The sequence below is a fragment of the Rhodomicrobium sp. genome (assembly GCF_047605405.1).
GTDB lineage: Bacteria > Pseudomonadota > Alphaproteobacteria > Rhizobiales > Rhodomicrobiaceae > Rhodomicrobium > Rhodomicrobium lacus.
Genome location: NZ_JASGFR010000025.1, coordinates 34,108 through 59,413, shown reverse-complemented (window position 1 = coordinate 59,413; position 25,306 = coordinate 34,108). Strand labels below are relative to the sequence as shown.

Sequence of the window (25,306 nt, the reverse complement as noted above, 5' to 3'; positions counted from 1 at the left end):
TCCACTCACCCGCGCGCGCCGCGCCCGGGGCCAAAACCGCCGCCGTCAGCCCGGCCAGAAACGCGCGCCTGTCGACATGGCCCATTCTCTTGATCCCCGTTCGGTTGCAATCATGGTCTGCACCAGTAACCTGCCGCCGGTTCGATGGTGCGGCACCCGGTGAAACTCTGGCGGCGCAAACATTCGGCCGCGCGCGTTGCGCGGGGCTGATCGGCTTCTCAAATATGAATGACCCGCCCGTAAGCGTCGAATACGCTTTCCAGCATCGTCTCGGAGAGCGTCGGGTGCGGGAACACCGTCTCCATAAGCTCCGCCTCGGTCGTCTCCAGCGTCTTCGCCACGCCGAAACCCTGAATGAGTTCCGTCACCTCCGCGCCGACCATATGCGCGCCAAGAAGCTCGCCCGTCTTCGCGTCGAAGATCGTCTTCACGAGCCCCTCCGGCTCGCCGAGCGCGATGGCCTTGCCGTTGCCCTGATAGGGGAAGCGGCCCACCTTGATCTCGCGGCCGTCCTTCTTCGCCATCGCTTCGGTGATGCCGATGCTCGCCACCTGCGGATGCGAATAGGTGCAGCCGGGGATGTTGCGCACGTTCAAGGGATGCGGATCGCGCCCCGCGATCTTCTCGACGCAGATGATGCCCTCGTGGCTCGCCTTGTGCGCAAGCCATGGCGGGCCGGCCACGTCGCCGATGGCGTAGATCCCCGCCACCGTCGTGCGGCAGAACGCGTCCACAACGATGTGCGTGCGGTCGGTCTTGATGCCCAGCTCTTCGAGGCCGATGTTTTCGACATTGCCGACGATACCCGCCGCCACGATCACGCGGTCGAAGTCCACCGTTTGCGTCTTGCCGTCCTTCAGCGCGAGTGTGGCCTTCACGCTGTCTCTGCCCTTTTCGAGCTTGTCCACCTTCGCGCCCGTGTGGATCGTCATGCCCTGTTTCTCGAAGCTCTTGCGTGCGAGGGCTGAAATTTCGTCATCCTCGAACGGCAGGATCTTGTCGACGATCTCGACGACCGTGACCTTCACGCCGAGCGCGTTGTAGAAGCTCGCGAATTCGATGCCGATGGCGCCGGAGCCGACGACGAGCAGCGATTTCGGCAGGCTCGGCGGCACCATCGCTTCCTTGTAGGTCCACACGAGCTTGCCGTCCGGCTCAAGGCCCGGCAGCACGCGGGCACGCGCGCCCGTCGCAATGACGATGTGTTTCGCCTCGACATCGGCGAGCGGCTTGCCGTCCTTGCCCGAAACCGTGACGACGCCCTTTGCCTTCAGCCGCGCCGTGCCGTCGATCACCGTCACCTTGTGCTTCTTCAGGAGATACGCGACGCCCGAGGCGAGCTTGTTCGCCACGCCGCGCGACCGCGCGACGATCTTGCCGAGGTCGAAGCTCAGCCCCTCGGCCTTGATGCCGAACTCAGCGCCGTGCTGTGCGAGCCGCAGAACTTCCGCCGTCCGCAGCAGCGCCTTGGTCGGGATGCAACCCCAGTTGAGGCAGATGCCGCCGAGGTGCTCGCGCTCGATCACCACCGTCTTGAGCCCGAGCTGCGCGGCGCGGATCGCCGCAACATAGCCGCCGGGTCCGCCGCCGATCACCGCGACATCGTATGCTTCCGCCATCTGTCCCTCGAAACCTGTATCATTTTCTTGCCGGTGGCGGGCTTACGCCAGCATCGTCACAGGCTCTTCGATATAGCCCTTGAACGCCTGAAGCAGGCGCGCGCCGAGCGCGCCGTCCACCACGCGGTGATCGCAGGAGAGCGTGCAGCCCATGGTCGTCGCGATGACGATCTGGTTGCCCTTCACCACCGCGCGCTTCTCGCCGCGCCCGACGGCGAGGATGGTCGCGTGCGGCGGGTTGATGACCGCGTCGAAATGGTCCACGCCGAACATGCCGAGGTTCGACACAGCCGTGGTGCCGCCCTGATATTCGTGCGGCGCGAGGCGGCGCTTCCGTGCGCGCTCGGCCAGATCCTTCACTTCGTTCGATATGTCGGCGAGCGATTTCCTTTCGACGCCCCGGATCACCGGCGTGAACAGCCCGCCTTCCACCGCGACCGCGACGCCGACATCGCTCGCCTTGTGCAGGAGGATGCCGCGCTCGGTGAATGTCGCGTTGGCGTCCGGCACGCGCTGGAGCGCGAGGCCCAGCGCCTTGACGATGAAGTCGTTGACAGAAACCTTGAACGCGCCGGGCTGGCCGTCCTTCGGCGAGCGCATGTTGATGCGCTGGCGGGCTTCGAGCAGCGTGTCGATCTCGCATTCGACGAAAAGACGGAAATGCGGAATGGTCTGCGTCGCCTGCGTAAGCCGCGTGGCGATGGTCTTGCGCATGTTGTCGAGCGGGCGAAGCTCGTAGGTGCCCTTCTCGTACATGGCGATGATCTGGTCGTCCGGGATCGCCGCGGCGAGGCGGGACGGCACAAGCGCGCCGCCGTTCTGCGCGGGCGCGGCGGCTGCGGCAGCCTTCGCGGAGCCGGAGGCCCTTGCCTCCTCGACGTCGTGCTTCACGATGCGCCCATGCGGGCCGGTGCCCTTCACGGCGGCAAGGTCAATGCCGGCATCCTTCGCAATGCGGCGCGCAAGGGGCGAGGCAAAGACGCGGCTCCCGTTCGCGCCATTATGACCGTTGACCTGCGCAGCAGCGGACTGAGCGTTCACCGACGTAACTTTCACCGGCTCCGCGTCCTTGGCGGGCTTCGAAGGCGCGGGCTGCGGCGGCTCCGCACCGTAGCTCTTGAGCGCGGCGGCGTCCTCGCCCTCGCCGAGCAAGAGCGCAATCGGCGTGTTCACCGCGACGCCCTCGGTGCCTTCCGGCACCATGATCTTGCCGATGGTGCCCTCGTCCACCGCCTCGACTTCCATCGTGGCCTTGTCTGTCTCGATCTCGGCGATGGGATCGCCCGAGGCGACCTTGTCGCCTTCCTTCTTCAGCCATTTCGCGAGCTTGCCCTGCTCCATGGTCGGCGAGAGGGCGGGCATCAGGATCGGTGTCGGCATGGCTTTATCCCTGAAGCGCGGGGCAGCGGACGTGCCCGCGAAGAACAGTTTCAGAAACCTAAGAAGCAGCATCGCCCGCGTCGATCACGATCTGCGCCGCGCGGCGTCCCATGGGCTGGGTCGCCTCGCCGCGGGCGAGCTTCGCCGCCGCGATGGCCTCGATCTCGTCGTCGATGTCTTCGATGAGGGTCTTGCGATCCACCGGTCTGTCGGCGGGCATGCGATAACGCGTGTTGAGATAGGCGTCCGTCACGATCACGAAATAATCCGTGCCCGCAGCCTCGAAATCCGCCGCGTGGCCATCGCCATATCGTGTCCATGGGGACCGCTTCCGCATCCGCGTCAGCCCTTGTAGCAGACGGCCTTCACCGCCTCGACAACCTTGTCGGCGTTGGGCAGTGCAAGCTTTTCGAGGTTGGCGGCGTAGGGCATCGGCACGTCCTCGCCGGAAACCTTGGTCGGCGGCGCATCGAGATAATCGAACGCCCTCGCCACGACCTGCGCCACGATCTCGGAACCGACGGAGCAGACGGGCCAGGCTTCTTCCACGGTCACGATGCGGTTCGTCTTGCGGACGGATGCCAGCACCGTTTCGATGTCGAGCGGGCGAAGCGTGCGAAGATCGATCACCTCGGCGTCGATGCCCTCGGCTTCGAGCTGCTTCGCCGCGTCGAGCGCGTAGGCCATGCCGCGCGACCATGAGACGATGGTGACGTCCTTGCCATGGCGCGCGATCTTCGCCTTGCCGATGGGCACGAGCCAATCGTCGCCCTTGGGCACGGGCCCGGCGATGCCGTAAAGGATTTCGTTTTCGAGGAAAACCACCGGGTTCGGATCGCGGATCGCGGCCTTGAGCAGGCCCTTCGCATCGGCTGGCGTGGACGGCGCGATCACCTTCAGGCCCGGCACATGCGCGTACCACGCGGAATATTCCTGGCTGTGCTGCGCGCCGACGCGCGCGGCCGCCCCGTTCGGTCCACGGAACACGATGGGACAATCGATCTGCCCGCCGGACATGTAATGCGTCTTGGCTGCCGAATTGATGATGTGGTCGATGGCCTGCATCGCGAAGTTGAACGTCATGAACTCGACGATGGGTCGCAGGCCCGCGAAGGCCGCGCCGACGCCAAGCCCCGCGAAGCCCGCTTCCGTGATCGGCGTATCGACCACGCGGCGCGCGCCGAACTCGTCGAGAAGCCCTTGCGTGATCTTGTACGCGCCCTGATATTCGGCCACTTCCTCGCCCATGACGAACACGTCGCCGTCGCGGCGCATCTCCTCGGCCATGGCGTCGCGGAGCGCCTCGCGCATGGTGATCTGCACGAGTTCCGCGCTCTCGGGAATTTCGGACGCGGCGTCATACGCGGCAGGCGCGACGGTCTCGCGCGGCTGATCCTTGACACGCACGTCCACGGGGGCCCGCGCCGCTTCCCCGCCGCCGGTCGCGGCCGCAGCGCCGTGGGGAGCCTGAGAGCCGTTTGCCTTCGCCGCACCATTCGGCACGGCGCCCGCATCCTCGCCATCGGCTACGATCAAGGCGATCGGCGTATTGACCTTCACGCCCTCGGTGCCTGCGGGAACGAGGATCTTGCCGATCTTGCCTTCATCCACCGCCTCGACTTCCATCGTGGCCTTGTCGGTCTCGATCTCCGCGATCACGTCGCCGGAGCGCACCTCGTCGCCCTCGGCCTTGACCCAGCGCGCAAGCTTTCCTTCTTCCATGGTCGGAGAAAGGGCAGGCATCAATACTTGTGTCGCCATCTCAGAGCGCCTTCGTCGTCATTGCAGGCCGCACATGACGCCTTCCATGGATGATCCGATCCGCTTCCGTCGTCATGCGCCAGCCTCGTTTCTGTCTCTCGGAGCAATCCGCCCCGCCTCATTCTTATTCCGGATAAACGGCGTATCGCCCTTCAGACCCGCCGCGAGCGCCTCGAAGGTGCGGCTGTTTCCGCCCTGATCCTCGACCGGCAGTCTGTAGAGAGAAAAGACGTAAGCGATCACAATGATTGTCTATCCATTCGGGCAACCCTTTTTCCCCGAGGCCGATCAGTCTCTCATGCTCTCAAGACATCCGTATAAAGCTCGGCGACGTCGGGTTCGGGGTCGCTCTGCGCGAACTCGGCGGCCTCGTTCACAACGCCACGGACTGTCTTGTCGATCGCTTTCAAATCGTCTTCAGTGGCTCGCCCGCTGGTAAGCAGTCGCTGCCGAACCATCTCGATGGGGTCGTGTTCGTGGCGCATCTTGTCGACCTCTTCCTTCGAGCGATACTTCGCCGGGTCCGACATGGAATGGCCGCGATAGCGGTAGGTCAGCATTTCGAGGATGAACGGCCCTTTGCCTGAGCGCGCCCAGTCGACGGCCTCCTCGCCCGCATCCTTGACGGCGCGCACATCCATGCCGTCGACCTGCCTGCCGGGGATGTTGAAGCTCGCGCCGCGTTGCGACAGGTTCGTCAACGCCGAGGCACGGTTGATGCTCGTGCCCATTCCGTACTTGTTGTTCTCGACGATATAGACGACGGGCAGCTTCCAGAGCTCGGCCATGTTGAAGGCTTCGTAGACCTGCCCCTGGTTTGCGGCGCCATCGCCGTAATAGGTGAGCGAGACATTCCCGTTGCCACGATATTTGTTCGCGAAGGCGAGTCCGGTGCCGAGCGGCACCTGCGCGCCGACGATGCCGTGGCCGCCGAAGAAGTTCTTCTCGACCGAAAACATGTGCATCGAGCCGCCCTTGCCACGGGAATAACCGCCGCGTCGCCCCGTCAACTCCGCCATGACGCCTTTCGGGTCCATGCCGCAGACGAGCATATGGCCATGGTCGCGATAAGCGGTGATGACCTGATCGCCTTCGCGGACGGTCATCTGCATACCGACAACGACGGCTTCCTGCCCGATATAGAGATGACAAAAGCCGCCGATCTGGCCCATGCCGTAGAGTTGTCCCGCCTTCTCCTCGAAGCGCCGAATAAGGAGCATCTCGCGATAGGCGTGCAACTCTTCTTCGCGTGACAATTCCGGCGGATTGGCTTTTGGCGATGTACCGTTGGGAAGGTCGTCGAACATGGATGCGCCTCGTCTCGGGAAATTGCGCGGGCACTGCGCCGGGCCTGCGGCATTTTCTACCGCCGTCCCCTTTTTAATAAGGGTTTTGCGAGGCGCGCGCCACCCGGTTATCTCGCACAAGCGAAGGTTACCGGGTGGTTTTTTCGGCGTTCACGATCACAATGTCGGCAGGTCGGGCAAGATCCAGAAGGGCGCGGGCCTGCTCGTCGAGAAGATCTGAGTGCGTGGAAGCCTTGGGGCCGAGAAGGTCGGCGTCCCTTTCGAGTCTGGCGCGCTCCCGTTTCAGTGCCGCGAGATCCTTGTTGAGATCTGCGATCTTGGCGCGCAGGAGTTCGTTGGCGATCAGGCCATGCGGGCCGCGAACGGCATCCGCCGCGACATAGGCAATCAACGCCAGGAAGACGGCCAGCAAGCCGAACTGCCGCAAAAGCCGCCCGTTTCGCCCCTGTGTCATGGTCCCTCCATCTTCCCGACGGAGACTATGAACGAGCGGCAAATACGAAACCGTTAACGCTGTAGCGGAGGCAGATTGCCGGTGCGTCGCCCGGCCGCAGCAGGGACGCCTAATCTTTGTTAAAATATAAACGCTTAGTCGTCAAAGTTAGGGGAAACTTAACGCTGAAACTTTAAGTGAAATTTTATGGGCGCTACGCCCTCGGCGAGCCCTTCCGAAGGAAGAAATGGACATGTCTGACAGCACTTCGCGGAAATTGGCATTCCTGATTGCCGGTCTTCTTGTGTTGGGAATCTGGTTCAAGGCGCAGGAACAGAAGAGGGCGCATGTCACGTCGGCGCCCGCTGCAGCCACAATCGGTGTTTCCTCCGCTCAACCTCAACTCGCCCCGGGCGTCAAGGCCGTGGCCATCCCCGCCGAAAAATGCACGCTGAAGCTGACCAACGGCGGCACCTTCGCGCTCGCTACCCCGGCTTCCTGCGCCGGCGTCACAATCGAGTCGATCAAGCTCGGCGTCTCTGAAAAGCCCTGCTCGGAAGCCAGGGAGTCGGATTTCCGGAGCGTCACCAGCAGCACGTATTACAAGGGCGATTTCGGCTTCTACCTCGGGCAAAGCAATCCGCGCCGTTGCCTCGTCGTGAAGGAAATCCTGGGCGCCGTCTGAGCGACCCTGAGCATCGACGGCAGGCCGCTGGGCGCAGCTCCGCGGCTTGACCCGTCTGCGGAAACCGCTGTTGGCGAGCGTTCGCACGAAATCGACCGTGACCGGTCACCCGGAACGAGGCGAGATCGAGACCTCTGCGCCAAGCGGGAAATGAGCGGGGATCAGGGCTGCGCCGAGGCGCGGCGTTGCAGGGGGATCACGTTGCACTCGGCCGGGCGAACGAGCGGGACGATGCCCTTTGCCATGTTGGAGCGATCGCCCCCCTCCACGTGCCAGAAAATTTCCGAGTTCACTTGATAGGCGTATGCTTCTCCGCCGTTCATTGGCACGCGATGCATTCCGTGCTTGGAGCGCGCCATTCGGATCGCCGCTTCAAGCGCCTTGATCTGATCTTCGTTCAGGAAATCCGCGAACACGGTTTCCGCCTCCCTCTATGACCCTCAACTCCCCTATAGTCCTTTTCATAAACGGCCTAACAGTTCCATACAAGCAACGTCGTTGATATTTGCCACGAGTGCCGGAACCTCAATCATTGTGCACAGTCTTGTTGCGCTTTCAAACAATCGTAACTTTCTGTCGTCCCTCCACAATTTTGCCCCAATACGCCTGATTTTTGCGTTAACGAATGTTAATGCACGTCAGTCAATCGATAAGTGGAGACCCGGAACCGATGAAGCGATTTGCCTTGCCCATTCTCCTCGCCGCCCTGCCGTTCGCAGCTGCCGACGCTGGTGAAGAAGCGCTTATCGGTCAGGCTCTTCACAGCGCCGTTGCTGGAAAGACCGTCTATATCAGTACGCCGATGGGTGAGGTGCCGATCCGCTATGCCGCTAACGGTCAGGTGAGCGGCCGCACGGAACTTGCACTTCTCGACGGTGAGACCACGACGAAGGATAGCGGCCGCTGGTGGGTTGCCGACAGCAAGCTTTGCATTCGCTGGAACCGCTGGATGTCGGGCGAAACTCACTGTTTCACGATGAAGCGCGTCTCGCCCACCGAAGTCCACTGGCGCCGCGACGATGGCAAGAGCGGACGCGCACGGCTCGGTTAAAACGAGGCGCTGGAAAGACACGCTGACTGACCCTCAATTCACCCTTAATTGCTGCCAAAGCCGATCTAGTGGTCCGATTCCGACATTCGCATCCGTTTGCGGCACGCTTGCGAGCACATGTCGGAATCGAAAGGACCACCAGCAACATCATGATTCTCGTGGAGCTTTTGAATTTGATATTTGAGCGAGAGCTCGCAGCAACCGGGCCTCAAATGTCAAATTCGCTCCACTAAGCGGCACGGCGATCATGCCTGCCTTCGCGCACCTCTTCGATGATCTTCGCGGAAAACGCGTCGAGGTCGGACGGCTGCCGGCTGGTGATCACGCCATTGTCCGTCACGACGGCCTCGTCGACGAATTCGGCGCCCGCGTTGGCGATATCGGTGCGTATCGTCTTGTATCCTGTCGCGCGCTTGCCCTTCAGGATGCCGGTCTCGATCAGAAGCCACGGCGCATGGCAAATGGCTGCCACCGTCTTGCCCTCGGAGTAGAAATCCTTGATGAAGGACAACGCCTGCGGATTGCCGCGAAGCAGATCGGGATTGATCTGCCCGCCCGGAAGCACGATCGCGTCGTAGTCGCTCGCGTGAGCGTCGGCCAGCGCTCGATCCACCTTGACAGGATTGCCCCAGTCCTTGCCGATCCAGCCCCGGATTTCGCCGGTTTCAGGCGAAACCACCTCGACCGTCGCGCCGGCTTCGCCAAGCTTCTTTTGCGGAACTTCAAGCTCGGACTGCTCGAAGCCGTTCGTTGCGAGTATCGCAATCCTTTTACCCTGAATGTCGGCCATCTTGTCCTCCTTTATCCATCGCGCGGGGGCGTGATGACCGACGTGCCCCGGTTAGGCAGCGTCGCGTCACATGGACCCCATTGCGCATCGAACCGCGCCTGTTGGAAGGCGAACGGTCGGGCGGGCTGGCAGTTCCTGGCAAACGCGTGGCTTCAGGGGCTTTCGGGCGAGACAGCGACGGCTCAACCCGCGGAAGCTGCGCGCGTCCGACTATCTTCGGCGCAAGAAACGTGACGACGCGCTTCAGCTCGCAACTGAAGCGTGGAGAGCTTACGGTCGAGCGGAATCGCAAAGGCGCGCTGGTCCAGCCGCACCGGCGAGATTGCCGCGCCGAGCCATCAGCCATTGTCCGGCAATGATGAGCTTCGGATCCTGAAATTCGCCCGCGACGAGCCTGTCGAAAAATTCCTCGATGTCGAACTCGACGATCTCGATGTCTTCGCCCTCGTCCGCATTCCCGCCGCCCTTCCCGGTCTGGTCGACCTCGCAGACCTCGGCATAATAAAGATGGATGATTTCCGTGCTGCCGCCGGGCGACGAGTAATATTTGCCGACAGGGGTCAACCGCGTGAGCTGATAGCCTGTTTCTTCGCGCGTCTCTCGCAGGACGCATTCATAAGGTGTCTCGATTTCGCCGCCCTCGCCCACGTGCAGCATACCCGCGACGGCTTCCACCATCCAGCCGCGCCCCGGCTCGCGCAGATGCACCGGCAGGCGGAACTGACGCACCGCGACGATCTTTCGCCGCTCCGGATTGCAGAGGAGCGCGCCCACCGCATCGCCGCGCTCGAAAACGAGGGTCGACCGAGGCTTGCTCATTTCGCCGTCGAAGCGCTCATGGGACACCACGTAGTCGTCGACCTTGAAAAACAGGTCGAGCACGCGGCTGTGCTCAGAAATCGTCACCCGCGAGGGCTTTGCCTGATCAGGCATTGCGCGCAGCTCCCTTTGAATATCGACAAGGCACACACGAAAACTTCGACGGCGACCGGGCTTCGAGTGTGCCGCGATCGTGTCAGGACGCGGGCGAGGCCGCGGGCGCGCCTGCGTGTCCATTCAGCGCGCCAAGCCGTTCGAGCGAGGTCACGCCCGCATCTTCGATCCCGCACGGCACGATGCCCGCGAAATGAGAGAGGTCGGGGCTGACGTTGATCGCCGTGCCGTGAAACGTCACCCAGCGGCGGACGCGAACGCCGATGGCCGCGATCTTTTCCTCCCGCGCGCCGTCGCGCACCCATACGCCCGGTCTGTCGTCGCGCGCCGCTCCCGTCACGCCGTAATCCGTGAGCGCGGCAATCACCCATTCTTCAAGGCGGCGAACATGGCGGCGCACGTCGCGACCGCGACGATTGAGGTCGAGGAGCACATAGACGACGAGTTGCCCCGGTCCGTGATAGGTATATTGTCCGCCGCGCCCCGCCGCGTATACCGGGAAGCGCGCCGCGTCCAGAAGATCGCCCGCCTTCGCGCTCGTGCCCGCCGTGTAAAGCGGCGGATGTTCGAGGAACCACACGAGTTCCGGCGCGGCGCCCGCAAAGATCGCGGCCGCGCGATCTTCCATCGCGGAAACCGCCGCCTCATAAGGCACAAGGTCCGGGCTCGTTCGCCACTCGACGCCTGCCAGATCGCCGAGCCTGTCACGATTTGCGATGAGCCTGTTCGCGAAGGCGGCGACAGCTTCATTCACGTGATTTTTTCTCCCTGCGACCGAACACCTTTACTGAAGGGTAACCCCTCCACGCCATACTGCAACTGTCTCGCGTTGCTGCGGGGCTTGGGGCGTTGTCCCGCGTCCGCCCCTCAAAAGCCCCGCAGCCGACGAGAACCCCGGAACTCCCGAAAAGCACCTGTTTTGCGGTAACATCGCATCAAGGCTTTCGGATAATCCAGCGCCGCGCATCGGCCAATGGGATAGGGTTCGCTCAGTTCTCTTAATCTTTCGCTCAAAGGTTGGCCGTCTCATGGACGGCGTCGTTCACCGTCGAACCGAAACCAGAGAGCGAGTCATGCGTAAAACACTTTTCCTGCTGGGCGCCGCATCGGCCGTAGCCGCCAGCCTTGCGCCCGCCGTGCCGGCAGCGGCAAAGACGATCCGGGCCTGCGAGACCGAATGGCGCGCGAACAAGGACGCCCTCCAGGCAACCGGCAAGAAGAAAACCGAATTCATGACGGAATGCCGCGCGCAGACCGCCTCCGCGAAGCCCGCGCCGCAGGACGTTACCCCGCCTGCCGCCGTTACGCCTCCTCCGGCTGCTGCCGCACCGCAAAAACGTTCCGCCGCGCCGACGACGCCGGACCCGACCACGAAAAGCAGGCGCGTCTTCAACCGGGGACCGCAGGTTCTCGACGTCGAAGGCCAGTTCCCGACAGAAGCGGAGGCCAAGGCGCATTGTCCGCGCGAGATGGTGGTATGGGCCAACACCGATTCGAAGGTGTATCATTTTCCCGGTTCACGGACATACGGGAAGACCAGGAAAGGCGCCTACATGTGTGAAAGCGAAACCGCCGGCGCTGGAATTCGCGTGGCGAAGAACGAGAAGCGCCCGCCGATCCGATAGGCTCGCCCACCCGAAATGCCGCCCTTCCGACCCGTGCGCTTTCGTCGCGATCCGCGATAAACGGGAGCGCGCGTTCCTTTGTGCGCAACGCCGAACCTTTCACAAATAATTACAATTTGCCCGCCGCTAGACGCGCAAAATTACCAGCCATGCATCTGGTTTATGATTTATATCAAGTCCCGTCCAAGACCGCGATGATACGATCTTTTCATACGGCACGGCTTTTTGCCGGGTTATTTTTTACGTCATACCAACAGGTTCGCCAAAGGGGCACGACAGTATTTCCAAAGGCGCGACCCCCGCTTGATCAGGATACTTCTGCCTGTCAAGCACGTTTACAAGGGAGCATTTGTGGTGGCACCATCGGCCCATCAGCCGGAACTGAAGATTGTCCCTATCGAAGCCGGGACGAGCTTGAGAACATTGGCATACGACGCCCTTAGGCTCGCCATAACGCAGATGGACATCTACGGTCAGATCGAGCCGATCCGTCTGGACGAGAGGCAGCTCTCCCAAAAACTCGGCGTCAGCCGGACACCCATCCGCGAAGCGCTTACGCTCCTTGAACAGGAAGGCTTCGTACGGGCTGTGCCCCGCCGTGGCATCTATGTGGTTCGCAAATCGAGGCGCGAGATCTGCGATATGATTGTGGTCGCCGCCGCCCTCGAAAGCATCGCTGCCCGCCTCGCCGCACAGAAGGCCACCGAAGAGCAACTCAAGAAGCTTTCCGAGCGCTTCGAAAAGTTCAGCAACGAAACGTCGTCCGAGCTTCTGAACCCGTTTTCGCAGGCGAACCTCGACTTTCATCGGAAGATTATCGCTCTTGGCGGCTGCGAGTTGATCCGGAAGACGACTGAAAACCTTTTCGCCCATATACGGGCCATCAGGACGATCTGCGTCACGCACGAAGAGCGGCCGGGCCACGTCGTCGCCCTTTACAAGGAAATTGTCGAGGCGATCAGCCAGAGAGACGGCGACAAGGCCGAAAGGCTGGTGCGTGAGTACACGCTGGATCTCGCCGCGTATGTGGAAAAGCACGGCGTGTTCGCGGAGTAGCGCGGAAAGCTGGAGCAATCCCCGGACAAAGTGGAACCGGTTTCACCCGTCTGGAATTGAGCCAATAATCGAAAGCGCCCGTTGTCGCGGCGGCGAGAGAGTTCGCCGTGAACGGAAAGTCGCCTGGGGCGTTATCAGGGACGGCGGCATTGCCGTTTCTGAAAGAGAAAGCGCGCCCCATGACCGAAACTTATACAGTCGGCGTTTTTGTCGGAAGCCTGCGCAAGGACTCGCTCAATCGCAAACTTGCCAAGGCGCTTGTGGAACTTGCGCCATCCGACTTCAAGTTCGAGTTCGTCGATATCGCCGCCCTCCCCCATTATAACGAGGATGGCGACACCGATCCGCCCGCCGCGTGGAAGGCATTCCGCGAGAAGGTGAAACCGCTCGACGCCGTTCTGTTCGTAACCCCCGAATACAATCGCTCAGTGCCCGGCGTATTGAAAAACGCGCTCGATGTCGGGTCACGGCCCTATGGACAGAGCGTCTGGGAAGGCAAGCCCGCTGCGGTGGTGAGCGCCTCGCCCGGTGGAATCGGCGGTTTCGGGGCGAACCATCACCTGCGCCAGTCTCTTGTGTTTTTGAACGTCCCGGCCATGCAGCAGCCCGAAGCCTATATCGGCGGCGCGAACAAGCTGTTCGACGAAAACGGGAATATCGCGAACGACGGTACGCGAAAATTCCTGCACGGGTTCATGGAAGCCTTCGCGCGTTGGGTCGGGCAGCACTCGGCGAAAGGGCGAGCTGTCGCCGCTGGGGGCCCTGCGCCCGAGGCTTGACGCCGGTTCGCGCACGCAAAAGCGGGACAAGCAGCGCTGCCCTCCACGCGGCTCCCGCGCCGCCCGGACGGAGAGCCTCAACCCTCGCCGTCATAAGCCGCAAGGGCGACCGGCAACGCCTCGATCACCGTATTGCCGACCGCGGGGAGCCCGACAAGCACCGCGCTTACGATCTCCTCGCGGCTCGCGCCCTCCGCCTTGGCGGCTTTGACATGAAACGGGATGCCGGAAGTGAGCCTTGCGGCGGCGAGCACCGCGAGATAGGCAAGTTCCTCGGTTTTTCTGTCGAGGGCGCTTGCGCCGTCGAGCGCATGAACGGCCCCCATCCACGCCTTCGCGTGCTCCGGCGCTTCGTCCAGAAAGGCTTTGAACGCTTTCGAAATGGTCATGGCTCTCCCCTGCTTTCGGGGAATGACCTATCACGAATGAAAAAAAATATCAGGCCGCCGGGAAGGCGAGCCTGATTTTCTCGATATGGCCGTCGACCGGCGACACCGTCTCGTTCGCGGCCACGGCACCATCCGAGAAGATGCGTTCGAGGCGCATGATGCGGTCATGCAGGCGATGGCTTTCCGCGATGAGAAAACGGAACGTCTCCGGCAGGGCGTCGAAGCCCTCGGGCAATGCAGTGCCCTGCGGCGACAGCGTCACCCGATGGCGGTGATTGTGCGCCTCGGCGGCGGTGATTTCACCCGCAGCGATGGCGCGGCGCACGAGAAGCCACGACGCAAGCTGCGTGAGGCGCGTGGTGAGCCGGATGCTCTCGGAGGAATAGGCGAAGCTCGCCGGCGGCGTCAGGGTCTTGGATTCCGCCCTGCCCTGCCCGTCGAGATATTCCGCCGTGCGCTCAACGAGGTCCATTCCCTCGCGATAGAGCCTGGCGAACTGTGGGGATGTCGTGAACCGATCCCCGAACGACAGCAGCGCCGCTTTTGGTAATTCATTCAAAACGCCGGAGCTTTTCATGGAGTCCCTACGCACCACTTCCGACCCGCCCGGATCGGAACCCTCACCTTACGCCAGCATAGCCGCAACAGCCTTTCAAAAGGTGAATGCACGGCCAAGCCTCAGCGGACCTAGCCCAAAAAAAAGAGCCGCATCATGGCGGCTCTCGAAAAGTTTGTGGAGGTGTTTCAGGGTCGACCCAGCTTTACATTGGGAGAAGCCTAACGCCTGCGTCTTAAGTTGGAGTAAAGATCCCGCATGTGGAACGGCAAAGCCGGAGGAAAATTCATGAAAACGGTCTTAATTCGCGAACCCGGCGGCCCGGACGCATTGTCGCTCGTGGATGCGCCCACCCCCGAGCCGAAGGCGGACGAGGTGCTCATCGAGGTGGCCGCTGCGGGCGTAAACCGCCCGGATGTGCTGCAGCGGCAAGGGCTTTATCCGCCGCCGCCCGGCGCATCGAACATCCCCGGCCTTGAAGTTTCGGGCAGGATTGCGGCGGTCGGCGCGGGCGTAACAAGGTGGAAGGCGGGCGACGCGGTGGCCGCGCTGACATCCGGCGGCGGCTATGCGGAATTCGCGATCGCGCAAGAAGGCTCGTGTCTTCGCGTGCCGAAGGGGCTTTCCGTGGAGGAAGCGGCGTGTCTTCCTGAAACCTTCATGACCGTGTGGCACAATGTGTTCGAGCGCGGCGCGCTGAAGGCGGGCGAGTGCTTCCTCGTGCATGGCGGATCGAGCGGCATCGGCTCGACGGCGATCCAGCTTGCAAACCATTTCGGTGCGCGGGTTTTCGCCACCGCCGGCAGCGACGAGAAATGCGCTTATTGCGAAAGCCTCGGCGCGGAGGCCGCGATCAATTACCGGACGAAGAACTTCGCCGAAGAGATAAAGACGCTCACCTGCGGCAAGGGCGTGAACGTGATCCTCGACATGGTCGGCGGCTCGTACATTCAGGACGACATCCGCTGCGCGGCCGAGGATGGCCGCATCGTGCAGATCGCGTTCCTGAAGGGCGCGAAGGTCGAGGTGAACCTCATGCCGATCATGCTGAAGCGCCTCACGCTTACCGGCTCGACGCTGCGGCCGAGAAGCCCCGCGTTCAAGGCGCATCTCGCCCGCGCACTCGAAGAGAAGGTGTGGCCGCTGATCGAGTCGGGCGCGGTGCGCGTGGTGATCGACAAGACATTCCCGCTTGCCGAGGCAGCAGAAGCGCACCGCCACATGGAAACGAACGCGCACATGGGCAAGATCGTGCTGACGATATAAGCTCAGCCCTTTCTCGCAAGTCAGGTCTTCGTCAGGCTGCGACACGGCGACAAGAGCTGCGCGACACGCATCGGTAAAGCCGGGATATCCCGCATCGGGTCTCGGCGTCGGCCAAAAGCCTTGCGCGGCAAGCCCATTTCGCCTATGTTTTTCACAGCTCAATAAATCAGACTCTGGAGAAGAGTGGGCCGGCCGGTCCGCTCTTTTTCTTTATCTGGCGCCTCGATAGCGCCTCGAACCGGATTTCATGGCAGACGAAAACGACACGCCACCGATCGAACAAGCGGCCCCCTCCGCTCCGACAGAGCGCTTCACGCGCGAATTCGGCGCGGCGGCAGACCTTGCCGCCCTCGTCGAGCCGGTGCTGGAAGACATGGGCTTTCGCCTTGTGCGCGTCACGATGTCGAAGCGCGACGGCGCCACCATCCAGATCATGGCCGACAAGCCGGACGGCGCGATCAATGTCGACGACTGCGCGAACATCTCGCGCCGTATCTCGCCGCTGCTCGATGCGCACGATCCCATCAAGGACCGCTATTTCCTGGAAGTGTCCTCGCCCGGCATCGACCGCATCCTCGTGCGCCCGTCCGATTTCGAGGACTGGGCCGGCTTCGAGACGAAGGTGGAACTGAAGGAGCTGGTCGATGGCCGCAAGCGTTTCCGCGGCATCCTCGAAGGCTACGAAAACGGCGAAATGCTGCTGCAGGTTCAACTGGACCCGAAAGGCGAGCCCCAGACCATCGGCGTGCCGGTGGATCTCATTCACGACGCGAAGCTTGTGCTGACGGACGAACTGATCCGCGCTTCGCTGACAAAGGCGAAAGCCGCCGGCAAAAACTGGGCCGAAGGCGGCGAAATTGAAGACGAACAGATCGAAGACGCGGAGTTGAACGATGGCGCAATCCGGAATTAGCGCGAACCGGCTGGAACTGTTGCAGATCGCGGACGCGGTCGCGCGCGAAAAGTCGATTGACCGCACGCTCGTGCTTTCCGCCATGGAAGACGCGATTCAGAAGGCTGCGAAATCGCGCTACGGCAGCGAAAACGAGATCCGCGCCGAGATCGATCCGCGCACCGGCGAAATCCGCCTCTCGCGCCTTCTCGAAGTGGTGGAACGCGTCACGCTCGACGCGACCGAAATCAGCCTCAAGGACGCGAAGAAACGCAACCCCGAGGCCGAGGTGGGTGATTTCATCGCAGAGCCACTGCCGCCCCTCGACTTCGGCCGCGTCGCGGCGCAGAACGCAAAGCAGGTCATCGTGCAGAAGGTGCGCGAGGCCGAGCGCGAGCGTCAGTTCGAGGAATACAAGGATCGCATGGGCGAGATCGTCAGTGGCATCGTGAAGCGCGCCGAATACGGCAACGTCATGATCGACCTTGGCCGCGCCGAGGCGATCATCCGGCGCGACGAGACGCTGCCGCGCGAGAACTACAAGCTCGGCGACCGCGTGCGCGCCTATGTCTATGACGTGCGCCGCGAAAATCGCGGTCCGCAGATCTTCCTTTCGCGCACGCGCCCCGAATTCATGGCGAAGCTGTTCGCGCAGGAAGTGCCGGAAATCTACGACGGCATCGTCGAAATCAAGTCGGTCGCGCGCGATCCCGGCAGCCGCGCCAAGATCGCAGTCGTCTCGAAGGAAACGAGCGTCGATCCGGTCGGCGCCTGCGTGGGCATGCGCGGCAGCCGCGTGCAAGCCGTCGTGAACGAGCTTCAGGGTGAAAAGATCGACATCATCCAGTGGTCGGGCGACCCCGCCACCTTCATCGTGAATGCGCTCGCGCCCGCGGAAGTGGCCAAGGTCGTGCTCGACGAGGAATCCGAGCGCATCGAAGTCGTGGTGCCGGACGAGCAGTTGAGCCTCGCGATCGGCCGCAAGGGCCAGAACGTGCGCCTCGCCTCTCAGCTCACGGGCTGGGACATCGACATCCTGACGGAAGCGGAAGAATCGGAGCGCCGTCAGAAGGAATTCGCCGAACGTACCGCCGCCTTCGTCAACGCACTCGATGTGGACGAGATGATCGCGCAGCTGCTCGTCTCGGAAGGGTTCGCCTCGGTCGAGGAACTGGCGTTCGTCGACGCGCATGAAGTCGCAAGCATCGAAGGCTTCGACGAAAACACCGCGCAGGAAATCCAGGAGCGCGCTCGCGAATTTCTGGAGCGGCAGGAGGCCGAACTCACGGAGAAGCGCCGGGCGCTCGGCGTGGATGACGAGTTGGCCGAGGTGCCGGGCGTCACCACCGCGATGCTCGTCGCGTTCGGCGAGAACAATATCAAGACGGTCGAAGATCTCGCGGACTGCGCGACCGACGAACTCGCGGGCTGGACGGAGCGCGCGCACGGTCAGACAAAGCAGAATCCCGGCATCCTTCAAGGCTTCGACCTGTCGAAGTCGGACATCGAACATCTCATCATCGCTGCCCGCGTGAAGGCGGGCTGGATCGAGGCACCGGAAGAACCCGAGGAAGAAGCGGTCGAGGCCGATATCCTTGACGATGGCTCGACCCCGGAAGCGCATGAGGACGAGCGCGTCGAGGCGGAAAGCCACGAAGGCGCAGAGGCCGAAGCGCACGAGGAAGGGGGCACGCATGCCCAAAGCCAAGAAAAAGCGCTCTGATCCGGAACCGATACTGGACTTTGACGCGGAAAAGGCACATTTAACAGAGGGCGAGCAAGGCGACACGCAACATACTCCGGTCAGAACCTGTGTCATGGATCGATCGAGAAGGGAAAAGCCTTCCCTTCTGCGGTTTGTCGTCTCTCCCGAGGATGAGGTCGTACCCGATATCAAGGGAAATCTTCCGGGGCGCGGTGTCTGGGTTACAGCCGGTCGGAAGGCCGTCGCCGATGCCGTCGTGCGGCGCGCGTTTCAGAGGGCGTTTCGCAAACCGGTTACCGTAAGCGAAAGCCTTCCTTCAGACGTTGAACAGCTTTTTAAGCGATCTGTGCTAGAACGCTTGTCGATTTGTAATAAGGCCGGGCTTGTGGTCACGGGGTTTCAGAAGGTCGAGGACGCACTGAAGCGGCGTGAAATCGTGGTTCTTCTCCATGCTGACAACGCGGCCGCAGACGGGAAGGACAAGCTCGACAGGAAGTTCAAGGCCTTATATTCAGGCGCGAATCACATCGAGCCGGAAAATTGCTTCACATCTGCCGAAATTAGCTTGGCGACGGGAAGCACGAATGTAATACATGCGGGACTTAAGGAAGGCGGGGCGACAGCCGCATTCTTGCAAGCTCTCGATCGGTTCAGCGGGTATTGCGCAAGCGAGGCGAAGCCGCATTCGCTGCGTCAGGATAGAGAATGAGCGAAACGAAAGAAACGGACTCGAAACCGGCGGCTGGCCGCAAGACGATGTCGCTGAACGTAAAGCGGACGGTCGAACAGGGCCACATCCGCCAGAACTTCAGCCATGGCCGGTCGAAATCCGTTCTGGTCGAGACGAAGCGCAAACGCCCTGGTTCGGGGCCTGGCGTGGCGGAAGAACCGCAGCAAGCCCAGAAGCCCGCTCCGCAGAAGCCCGAGCATCGCGCCTTCCAGAAACCCGGCTCCGAGCAGGGTGGCGACAAGCGGCCGCAAAAGGTGTTGCGCCAGCTGTCCGCCGGTGAGGTCGACGCCCGCGCCCGTGCGCTCGTCGAGGCGCGCAAGCGCGAGGAAATCCTGAAGCGCGAGCGCGAAATCGAAGAAGCGCGCCGCCGTGAAGAAGATGCCTTGCGCGCGATCGAAGACAAGAAGCGCGCCGCCGAGGAAGAGGCCCTTGCCAAGAAGGCCGCGGAAGAAGCTGCTCTGCTTCGCGCAAAAGAGGCGGCTGAAGCAAAACCGGAAGCTCCCAAAGAACCGGCAAGGCAGGAAGCCGCTCCCATGGCTCCCACGGCTGCGCGACCAAGCCGTCCGGCGGAACCGCCGCGCCGTGTCGGACCCGACACCGTGCGCGTTGTCGCCCGTCCTCAGGATGACCGGCGCGCGCCGCGCACACCCGAGGCGCGCCCGACCGACGCACGCGCCGATGCGCGGGGCGGACCCGCGCGCGACGGAACTCGTCCGGGCGGGGCTCGTCCGGACGCCAGACCTCAGGGCGGTCCCCGCGCCGGTGCTCCCGGCGCCAGGCCCGGCTTCGGCGGTCCGCGAGGCGCCGCAGCCGCGCCCGCGTCTCCGATCCCGGAAGTGGCCGCTCGTCCCGACAGGGCGCGCGATGCAGATGTCGGCGCCCGCGCCCGCGGTGCGGATAGCGAGGAAGATGATCGCCGCGCCAAGCGGGGCCTGCCCGGCAAGGTGGCCGCGCCGGCACCCGTCAAGAAAGCGGTGACCGAGCGAACCGGCCGTCAGCGTCTCACGCTTTCGAACGCGCTCGACGATCAGCAGCGTGAACGCAGCCTCGCCTCTCTCAAACGCCAGCGCGAACGTCAGAAGCTTCAGGCTTCGGGCGCGCGGCAGGAGCGTGTCAAGATTCAACGCACCGTCATTCTGCCCGAAGCCATCACCATCCAGGAACTCGCGAACCGCATGGCGGAACGCGCGGTCGACATCATCAAGTTCCTGATGAAACAGGGGCAGATGCTGAAGATCAACGACGTGATCGATGCCGATACGGCCGAACTCGTCGCCGAGGAATTCGGCCACAGCGTGAAGCGCGTCTCCGAAGAGGACATCGAGGAAGGCTTCATCGGCGAGACCGACGATCCCGATACCCTCCAGTTCCGCGCGCCGGTCGTCACGATCATGGGTCACGTCGACCACGGCAAGACATCGCTGCTCGACGCGATCCGCCACGCGAACGTGGTCTCCGGCGAGGCAGGCGGCATCACGCAGCATATCGGCGCCTATCAGGTGACGACGCCCGACGGCGCCCCCGTGACCTTCATCGACACGCCGGGCCACGCGGCCTTCACCGCGATGCGTGCTCGTGGCGCGAAGGTGACGGACATTGTCGTGCTGGTCGTTGCGGCCGACGACGGCGTCATGCCGCAGACGGTCGAGGCAATCAATCACGCGAAGGCGGCGGGTGTGCCGATCATCGTCGCCATTAACAAGATCGACAAGCCGGACGCCGATCCGCTGCGTGTGCGCACCGACCTTCTTTCCCACGACATCGTGGTGGAAAGCATGGGCGGCGACACGCTCGAAGTGGAAGTCTCGGCCAAGCAGAAGCTCAATCTCGACAGGCTCCTTCAGGCGATCGCCCTTCAGGCCGAAGTTCTCGAACTCACGGCCAACCCCGACCGCCCGGCGGAAGGCATCGTCATCGAAGCCAAGCTCGAACGCGGTCGCGGCCCGGTCGGAACGGTGCTCGTGCAGCGCGGAACGCTCAAGGTCGGCCAGATCGTCGTCGCCGGTCGTGCGTGGGGCCGCGTGCGTGCGCTCATCGACGACAAGGGCGCGAACGTTGTCGCGGCAGGGCCATCGACGCCGGTCGAGGTGCTCGGTTTCGACAGCGCACCGGAAGCTGGCGATCAGCTCGCCGTGGTGGATACCGAAGCGCGCGCCCGCGAACTGACCGAACACCGCCAGCGCAAGCTGCGTGATGTCCGTTCGGTGGGCGCCGGCGCGAGAAGCTCGCTCGAACAGATGATGAAGCAAGCCGCCAAAGGTGGAAAGAAGGAATTCCTTCTCATCATCAAGGGCGACGTGCAAGGCTCGGTCGAAGCGATCAACGCCGCGCTCGAAAAGCTCGGAACGGACGAGGTCGAGGCGCGCATCATACACTGGGCGGTGGGCGGCATCACATCCTCGGACGTAGCGCTTGCCGAAGCTTCCGGCGCCGTCATCATCGCCTTCAACGTCCGCGCCGACGCTCAGGCGAAGCAGCAGGCCGAACGCGACGGCATCGAAATCCGCTACTACAACATTATCTACGATCTCGTGGACGATGTGAAAAAGGCGATGTCCGGTTTGCTCGCGCCGATCACGCGCGAGGAGTTTTTGGGCAATGCCGAAATCCTGGAGGTGTTCAACATCTCGAAGGTCGGCAAGGTCGCGGGTTGCCGTGTCACGGAAGGCAAGGTCGAGCGCGGAGCAAGCGTTCGTCTGGTGCGCGACCATGTGGTGATCCACGAAGGCAAGCTATCCACGCTCAAGCGCTTCAAGGACGAGGTCAAGGAAGTGGTCGTCGGTCAGGAATGCGGCATGGCCTTCGAGGGCTATCAAGATCTCAAGGCGGGCGATACGATCGAGTGCTTCCGCACCCATATCGAGACGCGGAGCCTGTAGCGTTCACATCGCGGCGTGCGCATCGGAAAGCAGAAAGCGGCGATTATCGCCGCTTTTTTTTCGGGCGCGCGCTTTCCATACCTGGGCGCGCTCGTCCCCGTAGTCAGATCAGCCGCCTCTCGCGGAAAAGCTGACCGACACACCGCGGCGTCGCTTCTCAATTGACGGCACACATGCTGTCGCTGCGGCCGGCGCGACTGCCAAGGCTCCGCGCCGCCATCCTCGATGCCATGACCAAAGGCGCGCCCGATCTTCGAGCGCCCTTTCGCGATCGTCGTCCGCTATTCCAGCGAACCGAACAGCGCCCGCGCCGCCTCCGCCGTTTTCTCGTCGAGCGGCTTCGGTTCCAGATCGACGCCCTTCCCCAACCTGTCGATCAGGATCTTGAACACGGCAAGGCGAGCGTAATTCTTGTTGTTCGCCGGGACGAGGAACCACGGCGCATAATCCGTCGAAGTCTTTTCGAGCATGTCCTCGATAGCCTTTTCGTAGTCGGCGCGATGGTCGCGGTTGCGGAAATCCTCATAGGTGAGTTTCCAGCGCTTCAAGGGATCTGTGAGCCGGTCCTTGAACCGCCTGAGCTGCTCCTCGGCGGATATGTGCATGAAGACCTTGGCGATGCGCGTTCCGTCGTCGACGAGCAGGCGTTCGAACTCGTTGATCTCGCGATAGGCTCGTTTCCACTCCGCCTTTTTCGCCAAACCTTCGACACGTTCCACCAGCACACGACCGTACCAGGAGCGGTCGAACACCACGATCTGGCCCTGCTCCGGCAGCCGTCTCCAGAAGCGCTGCAGATAGTGCTCCCTCTTTTCGTCCGGCGAGGGCGCGGCGATGGGGTGCACCTTGAAGCTTCGCGGATCGAGCGTCCAGCCGAGACGCCGGATCACGCCGCCCTTCCCCGCCGTGTCCCATCCTTCAAGCACGATGACGGCATGCTCGCGTGTGCCGAGATACGCCTGCTGAATGGATTGCATGGTGTGTTGGAGCGGGACGATCTTTCGAGCGTAATCCTTCTGGTCGACGTGATGACCGTCGCCGAGAGAAGCAAGCGACGGTGGCCCGCTCACCAGGAATTTGTCTGCCTTCACGACGAAATCTCCTTGCCGCCTCTCCATGATCCAGAACGGCCATTAAGAATCCGCACCCCCTCGCGTTTGCGACGCAAACGGTCGTGCTGGCGAACGACCCTATTCCCATTCGGAAGTCCGGCACAGATTCATCGAGCATTTTCGGACTCAAGCCGCCCTTGGAGGCTTATTCCCGCACGACCGCCAGAAAACGCGAAAAAGCAGAAGCGCCGCCACCGCCGCCGCATAGGCGAGAGGCTCCAAAGTCCACGACTTCAGCGACAGGAGATAATGCCCGATGGCCAGAACCGCCGCGAAGTAAACCCAGCGATGAAGGCGCTGCCACGCCGCGCCCCCCATGCGTTTGATCGAGCGCGCGTTGGAGGTCCACGCAAGCGGGGCGAGGATGGCAAAGGTTGCCATGCCGAGCGTGATGTAGGGGCGTTTAACAATATCGCCGATGATCGCACCGATATCGGGCCCACGGTCGAGCGCGATCCATGTCAGGAGGTGGGCACAGGCGTAGAAGAACGCGAGCAAACCGAGAGCCCGCCGGAACCGGACGAGGTTCGGCCCCCCGAGGCGGCGAAGCGGCGTCACGGCAAGGCTCGCAATGAGAAAACGCAGCGCCCAAATGCCGAGCAGATGTTCGAGCGCCTTTACCGGATCGGCGCCCAGCCTGTCGCCCAGGGCGAGCCAGAAGGCCCACAGGCCGGGCAGCGCGCCGATGAGATAGACCGGCCAGCGCGGAAAAGCGCCGATGACCCGTTGAGCGGCGCGCCTCGGCGATGCTTCTGGCTGCGACATGCGCCTGTTCCCTGCTTGCAATCGGCGCGATGGCGTTCCGGGACGCCTTGCCGCGCGTGCTTTTCGGTGACATGGGCTGCGCGGGGAGCTTTTCGAAGCGGCGCATCGTTCACAGCGCCGCGAGGTGCGGCGATTTTGCCGAGCCGTCGGGGTCGCCACCTGCGAGCGGCGTTAAGAGCGCGTGAAATTATACTAAAAATTTACGCGAAGTCTCGATACTTGCCCCTAGTTCCACTTGAGAGGGTGTTGAGTATGAGAGTTTTAGTAGCATGCGTGGTCTTGATGCTGGGCGCGGTAGGCGCTCAGGCGCAAGGCCGAAATCCCTACTACGGTGAGCCGACCGACTTCCTCGGCACATGGAATAACGTTGAAATCCAGCGCAATCTGGTCGTGCGCATCGAAATCCGGCCCGAAAGCCCCCGCGGCGGCGTCTCGGTCACCGTTTTCGGGCTTCGCGACGGTGAGCCCGTCGTCTTTGGCGAATATCGCGGACGGACCTTCCTTTCCAACTCTCCGCGCGATCGCGAGCAGGACAACTCGGCCGTTCTCGTCCGCGTCAACCAGCCTTACGTTCGCGGCAATGTGCTGCTGCGCTTCAACGGGCGCGGCGAGATCGTTGCTCACTCGCTGCTCAACATCTCCGGGCGTGGGGATGTCTACAGCGTGGAGCGGTTCGCGGCGGCCGATCGCGGCAGGCCGGACTACGATCCTCGCTACCGTCGAGGCTATGACCGCCCCTACGGCTATTGAGATTTGAGACGAAAAACCCCGGCAGCTCAGCGCGCCGGGGTTTTTCTTGTCTCAGTTCAGACCCTTGAGGCCGTCGGAAAGCCCGGCTAGCGGGGCCGGAAACCCAACGCCCGAGTCCGGTGTCGGAAACACGATGAAACTCGCCGTCTGCCCGCTCGTGAATTTTCCGATCAGCTGGTCGTCCACGATCACCTCGGCCAGACAGCCGAATTTGCGGCATTTCAGAAATTTGACGTTGCCCACATCCTTGCCGTCCACGCGCAGACCAAGACCCGCCGGAAGCACGACGTCGAGCGGCGCCACGATGCGAAGGATCTTCTTGTTCTGGTCCTCGAACGCCCGCATCAGAAGCACGGTCATGAACATGTTCGGCCGGTCTTCGAGCTTCAGATCCTGCACGAGCGCGCATTTTTCCTTCTTCGCGCCCGCGAGTTGCGCGCATTTCAGCTTCCAGGCCCCGTAGATGGCCTTCACCTGACCGGAGCCGATTTCCTGAGCCTGGGCAGCCCCAAGGCCCGCAGCGCAAGCGGCGAAAAGGCACGCGGCGAGAAGTTTGGCCGTTCTTTGCATGATGGCGGTCCGTGTCGAGAAAGCGCTGAGCGCGAGGATATAACCTTGCACTCGGCAAGAATTCGGGCCGAATTGAGACTGGAACGGCGCGACGCCGGGCGCCTGGCTCTGTTTCCGCCTGACGGCTGCGCGCGAGCCGCCCCGCCATCGCCACCTTGGCGCAGGGTACGACGTGGCGGGCTTGTTCGCCCGCACCTCCCGCTGTGGCGGAGGTTCATACGCTCAACCTGCGGTTTGAACGCGAATTTGCTGCGTCGGAGATGACACAGCGCA

27 protein-coding genes are annotated in these 25,306 nt (G+C 62.7%); 11 read left to right on the top strand and 16 right to left on the bottom strand.

All coding sequences use genetic code 11. The features are described from left to right. Positions 1–218: 218 nt before the first annotated feature. The 7 genes from lpdA to QM659_RS11295 all read right to left on the bottom strand — a co-directional run bounded on the left by lpdA (position 219) and on the right by QM659_RS11295 (position 6,521). Positions 219–1,619 (bottom strand): dihydrolipoyl dehydrogenase, encoded by a 1,401-nt coding sequence (lpdA, locus tag QM659_RS11325; RefSeq protein ID WP_415188505.1) that lies wholly within the window; start codon positions 1,617–1,619, stop codon positions 219–221. Positions 1,620–1,661: 42 nt separating this feature from the next. Then, a complete protein-coding gene (locus QM659_RS11320) occupies positions 1,662–2,999 on the bottom strand; it encodes a pyruvate dehydrogenase complex dihydrolipoamide acetyltransferase (RefSeq protein WP_303486157.1) in 1,338 nt (445 codons plus the stop codon). 58 nt (positions 3,000–3,057) lie between these two features. Beyond that, positions 3,058–3,336, bottom strand: a complete 279-nt coding sequence (locus QM659_RS11315; RefSeq protein WP_127076282.1) for a hypothetical protein — start codon at positions 3,334–3,336, stop codon at positions 3,058–3,060. 5 nt (positions 3,337–3,341) lie between these two features. After that, positions 3,342–4,760: a pyruvate dehydrogenase complex E1 component subunit beta gene (locus QM659_RS11310; protein WP_415188504.1), complete on the bottom strand. Its 1,419-nt coding sequence runs from the start codon at positions 4,758–4,760 to the stop codon at positions 3,342–3,344. 72 nt (positions 4,761–4,832) lie between these two features. Further along, positions 4,833–5,003: a hypothetical protein gene (locus QM659_RS11305; protein WP_303486152.1), complete on the bottom strand. Its 171-nt coding sequence runs from the start codon at positions 5,001–5,003 to the stop codon at positions 4,833–4,835. 53 nt (positions 5,004–5,056) lie between these two features. Then, positions 5,057–6,067 (bottom strand): pyruvate dehydrogenase (acetyl-transferring) E1 component subunit alpha, encoded by a 1,011-nt coding sequence (pdhA, locus tag QM659_RS11300; RefSeq protein WP_415188503.1) that lies wholly within the window; start codon positions 6,065–6,067, stop codon positions 5,057–5,059. 127 nt (positions 6,068–6,194) lie between these two features. Further along, positions 6,195–6,521 (bottom strand): FtsB family cell division protein, encoded by a 327-nt coding sequence (locus tag QM659_RS11295; protein ID WP_303486148.1) that lies wholly within the window; start codon positions 6,519–6,521, stop codon positions 6,195–6,197. A gap of 232 nt (positions 6,522–6,753) precedes the next feature. On the opposite strand from QM659_RS11295, the gene QM659_RS11290 reads away from it, so the two are divergent. After that, positions 6,754–7,185 (top strand): hypothetical protein, encoded by a 432-nt coding sequence (locus QM659_RS11290; RefSeq protein WP_303486146.1) that lies wholly within the window; start codon positions 6,754–6,756, stop codon positions 7,183–7,185. Positions 7,186–7,346: 161 nt separating this feature from the next. Here the strand turns inward: QM659_RS11290 and QM659_RS11285 are convergent, their stop codons facing one another. Next, positions 7,347–7,601, bottom strand: coding sequence for a hypothetical protein (locus QM659_RS11285; RefSeq protein ID WP_415188502.1), 255 nt, complete (start codon positions 7,599–7,601; stop codon positions 7,347–7,349). 254 nt (positions 7,602–7,855) lie between these two features. On the opposite strand from QM659_RS11285, the gene QM659_RS11280 reads away from it, so the two are divergent. Next, the gene (locus QM659_RS11280; protein WP_127076288.1) at positions 7,856–8,236 is read left to right on the top strand and encodes a hypothetical protein; all 381 of its coding nucleotides are present in this window, start codon (positions 7,856–7,858) and stop codon (positions 8,234–8,236) included. Between the two features lie 229 nt (positions 8,237–8,465). Here QM659_RS11280 and QM659_RS11275 read toward each other — a convergent pair whose 3' ends face one another. From QM659_RS11275 to lipB, 3 genes are all read right to left on the bottom strand, one after another. Then, positions 8,466–9,026 carry a type 1 glutamine amidotransferase domain-containing protein gene (locus QM659_RS11275; protein ID WP_127076289.1) on the bottom strand — a complete coding sequence of 187 codons (561 nt, stop codon included), beginning with the start codon at positions 9,024–9,026 and terminating at the stop codon, positions 8,466–8,468. 270 nt (positions 9,027–9,296) lie between these two features. After that, positions 9,297–9,959 carry an NUDIX domain-containing protein gene (locus QM659_RS11270; protein WP_415188501.1) on the bottom strand — a complete coding sequence of 221 codons (663 nt, stop codon included), beginning with the start codon at positions 9,957–9,959 and terminating at the stop codon, positions 9,297–9,299. Positions 9,960–10,041: 82 nt separating this feature from the next. Continuing rightward, a complete protein-coding gene (lipB, locus tag QM659_RS11265) occupies positions 10,042–10,713 on the bottom strand; it encodes a lipoyl(octanoyl) transferase LipB (RefSeq protein WP_127076291.1) in 672 nt (223 codons plus the stop codon). Positions 10,714–11,032: 319 nt separating this feature from the next. Between lipB and QM659_RS11260 the strand changes: the two genes are divergently transcribed. From QM659_RS11260 to QM659_RS11250, 3 genes are all read left to right on the top strand, one after another. Beyond that, complete coding sequence (locus QM659_RS11260; RefSeq protein ID WP_415188500.1) at positions 11,033–11,584, top strand: hypothetical protein; 552 nt, start codon at positions 11,033–11,035, stop codon at positions 11,582–11,584. A gap of 354 nt (positions 11,585–11,938) precedes the next feature. Further along, complete coding sequence (locus QM659_RS11255) at positions 11,939–12,640, top strand: GntR family transcriptional regulator (protein ID WP_415188499.1); 702 nt, start codon at positions 11,939–11,941, stop codon at positions 12,638–12,640. A gap of 179 nt (positions 12,641–12,819) precedes the next feature. Further along, positions 12,820–13,419, top strand: a complete 600-nt coding sequence (locus QM659_RS11250) for an NADPH-dependent FMN reductase (protein ID WP_415188498.1) — start codon at positions 12,820–12,822, stop codon at positions 13,417–13,419. Positions 13,420–13,496: 77 nt separating this feature from the next. On the opposite strand, the gene QM659_RS11245 is transcribed toward QM659_RS11250, so the two are convergent. Both QM659_RS11245 and QM659_RS11240 read right to left on the bottom strand, forming a co-directional pair. After that, the gene (locus QM659_RS11245) at positions 13,497–13,808 is read right to left on the bottom strand and encodes a carboxymuconolactone decarboxylase family protein (RefSeq protein ID WP_415188497.1); all 312 of its coding nucleotides are present in this window, start codon (positions 13,806–13,808) and stop codon (positions 13,497–13,499) included. Positions 13,809–13,857: 49 nt separating this feature from the next. After that, positions 13,858–14,385, bottom strand: coding sequence for a DUF1465 family protein (locus QM659_RS11240; protein ID WP_415188496.1), 528 nt, complete (start codon positions 14,383–14,385; stop codon positions 13,858–13,860). Positions 14,386–14,652: 267 nt separating this feature from the next. On the opposite strand from QM659_RS11240, the gene QM659_RS11235 reads away from it, so the two are divergent. The 5 genes from QM659_RS11235 (at position 14,653) to infB (ending at position 21,836) form a co-directional block, all read left to right on the top strand. Then, positions 14,653–15,630, top strand: a complete 978-nt coding sequence (locus QM659_RS11235) for an NAD(P)H-quinone oxidoreductase (RefSeq protein ID WP_415188495.1) — start codon at positions 14,653–14,655, stop codon at positions 15,628–15,630. A 247-nt stretch (positions 15,631–15,877) separates the two neighbouring features. Further along, a complete protein-coding gene (gene rimP, locus QM659_RS11230; RefSeq protein WP_415188494.1) occupies positions 15,878–16,543 on the top strand; it encodes a ribosome maturation factor RimP in 666 nt (221 codons plus the stop codon). Then, positions 16,524–18,245 (top strand): transcription termination factor NusA, encoded by a 1,722-nt coding sequence (gene nusA / locus QM659_RS11225; protein ID WP_415188493.1) that lies wholly within the window; start codon positions 16,524–16,526, stop codon positions 18,243–18,245. The genes rimP and nusA overlap by 20 nt, the downstream gene beginning before the upstream one ends. Then, positions 18,217–18,936 carry an RNA-binding protein gene (locus QM659_RS11220; RefSeq protein ID WP_415188492.1) on the top strand — a complete coding sequence of 240 codons (720 nt, stop codon included), beginning with the start codon at positions 18,217–18,219 and terminating at the stop codon, positions 18,934–18,936. The genes nusA and QM659_RS11220 overlap by 29 nt, the downstream gene beginning before the upstream one ends. 47 nt (positions 18,937–18,983) lie before the next feature. Next, positions 18,984–21,836, top strand: coding sequence for a translation initiation factor IF-2 (gene infB, locus QM659_RS11215; RefSeq protein ID WP_415188506.1), 2,853 nt, complete (start codon positions 18,984–18,986; stop codon positions 21,834–21,836). 281 nt (positions 21,837–22,117) lie between these two features. On the opposite strand, the gene QM659_RS11210 is transcribed toward infB, so the two are convergent. Beyond that, entirely contained in the window at positions 22,118–22,927 is an 810-nt protein-coding gene (locus QM659_RS11210; RefSeq protein ID WP_415188491.1) for a polyphosphate kinase 2 family protein, read from the bottom strand. Positions 22,928–23,074: 147 nt separating this feature from the next. Beyond that, on the bottom strand, positions 23,075–23,713 hold the full coding sequence (gene msrQ, locus QM659_RS11205; protein WP_415188490.1) for a protein-methionine-sulfoxide reductase heme-binding subunit MsrQ: 639 nt from the start codon (positions 23,711–23,713) through the stop codon (positions 23,075–23,077). Positions 23,714–23,965: 252 nt separating this feature from the next. Here msrQ and QM659_RS11200 point away from each other — a divergent pair, with 252 nt between their 5' ends. Continuing rightward, entirely contained in the window at positions 23,966–24,463 is a 498-nt protein-coding gene (locus tag QM659_RS11200) for a hypothetical protein (protein WP_303486114.1), read from the top strand. A 51-nt stretch (positions 24,464–24,514) separates the two neighbouring features. Here QM659_RS11200 and QM659_RS11195 read toward each other — a convergent pair whose 3' ends face one another. Then, positions 24,515–25,033: an invasion associated locus B family protein gene (locus QM659_RS11195; protein ID WP_127076304.1), complete on the bottom strand. Its 519-nt coding sequence runs from the start codon at positions 25,031–25,033 to the stop codon at positions 24,515–24,517. Positions 25,034–25,306: the final 273 nt, after the last annotated feature.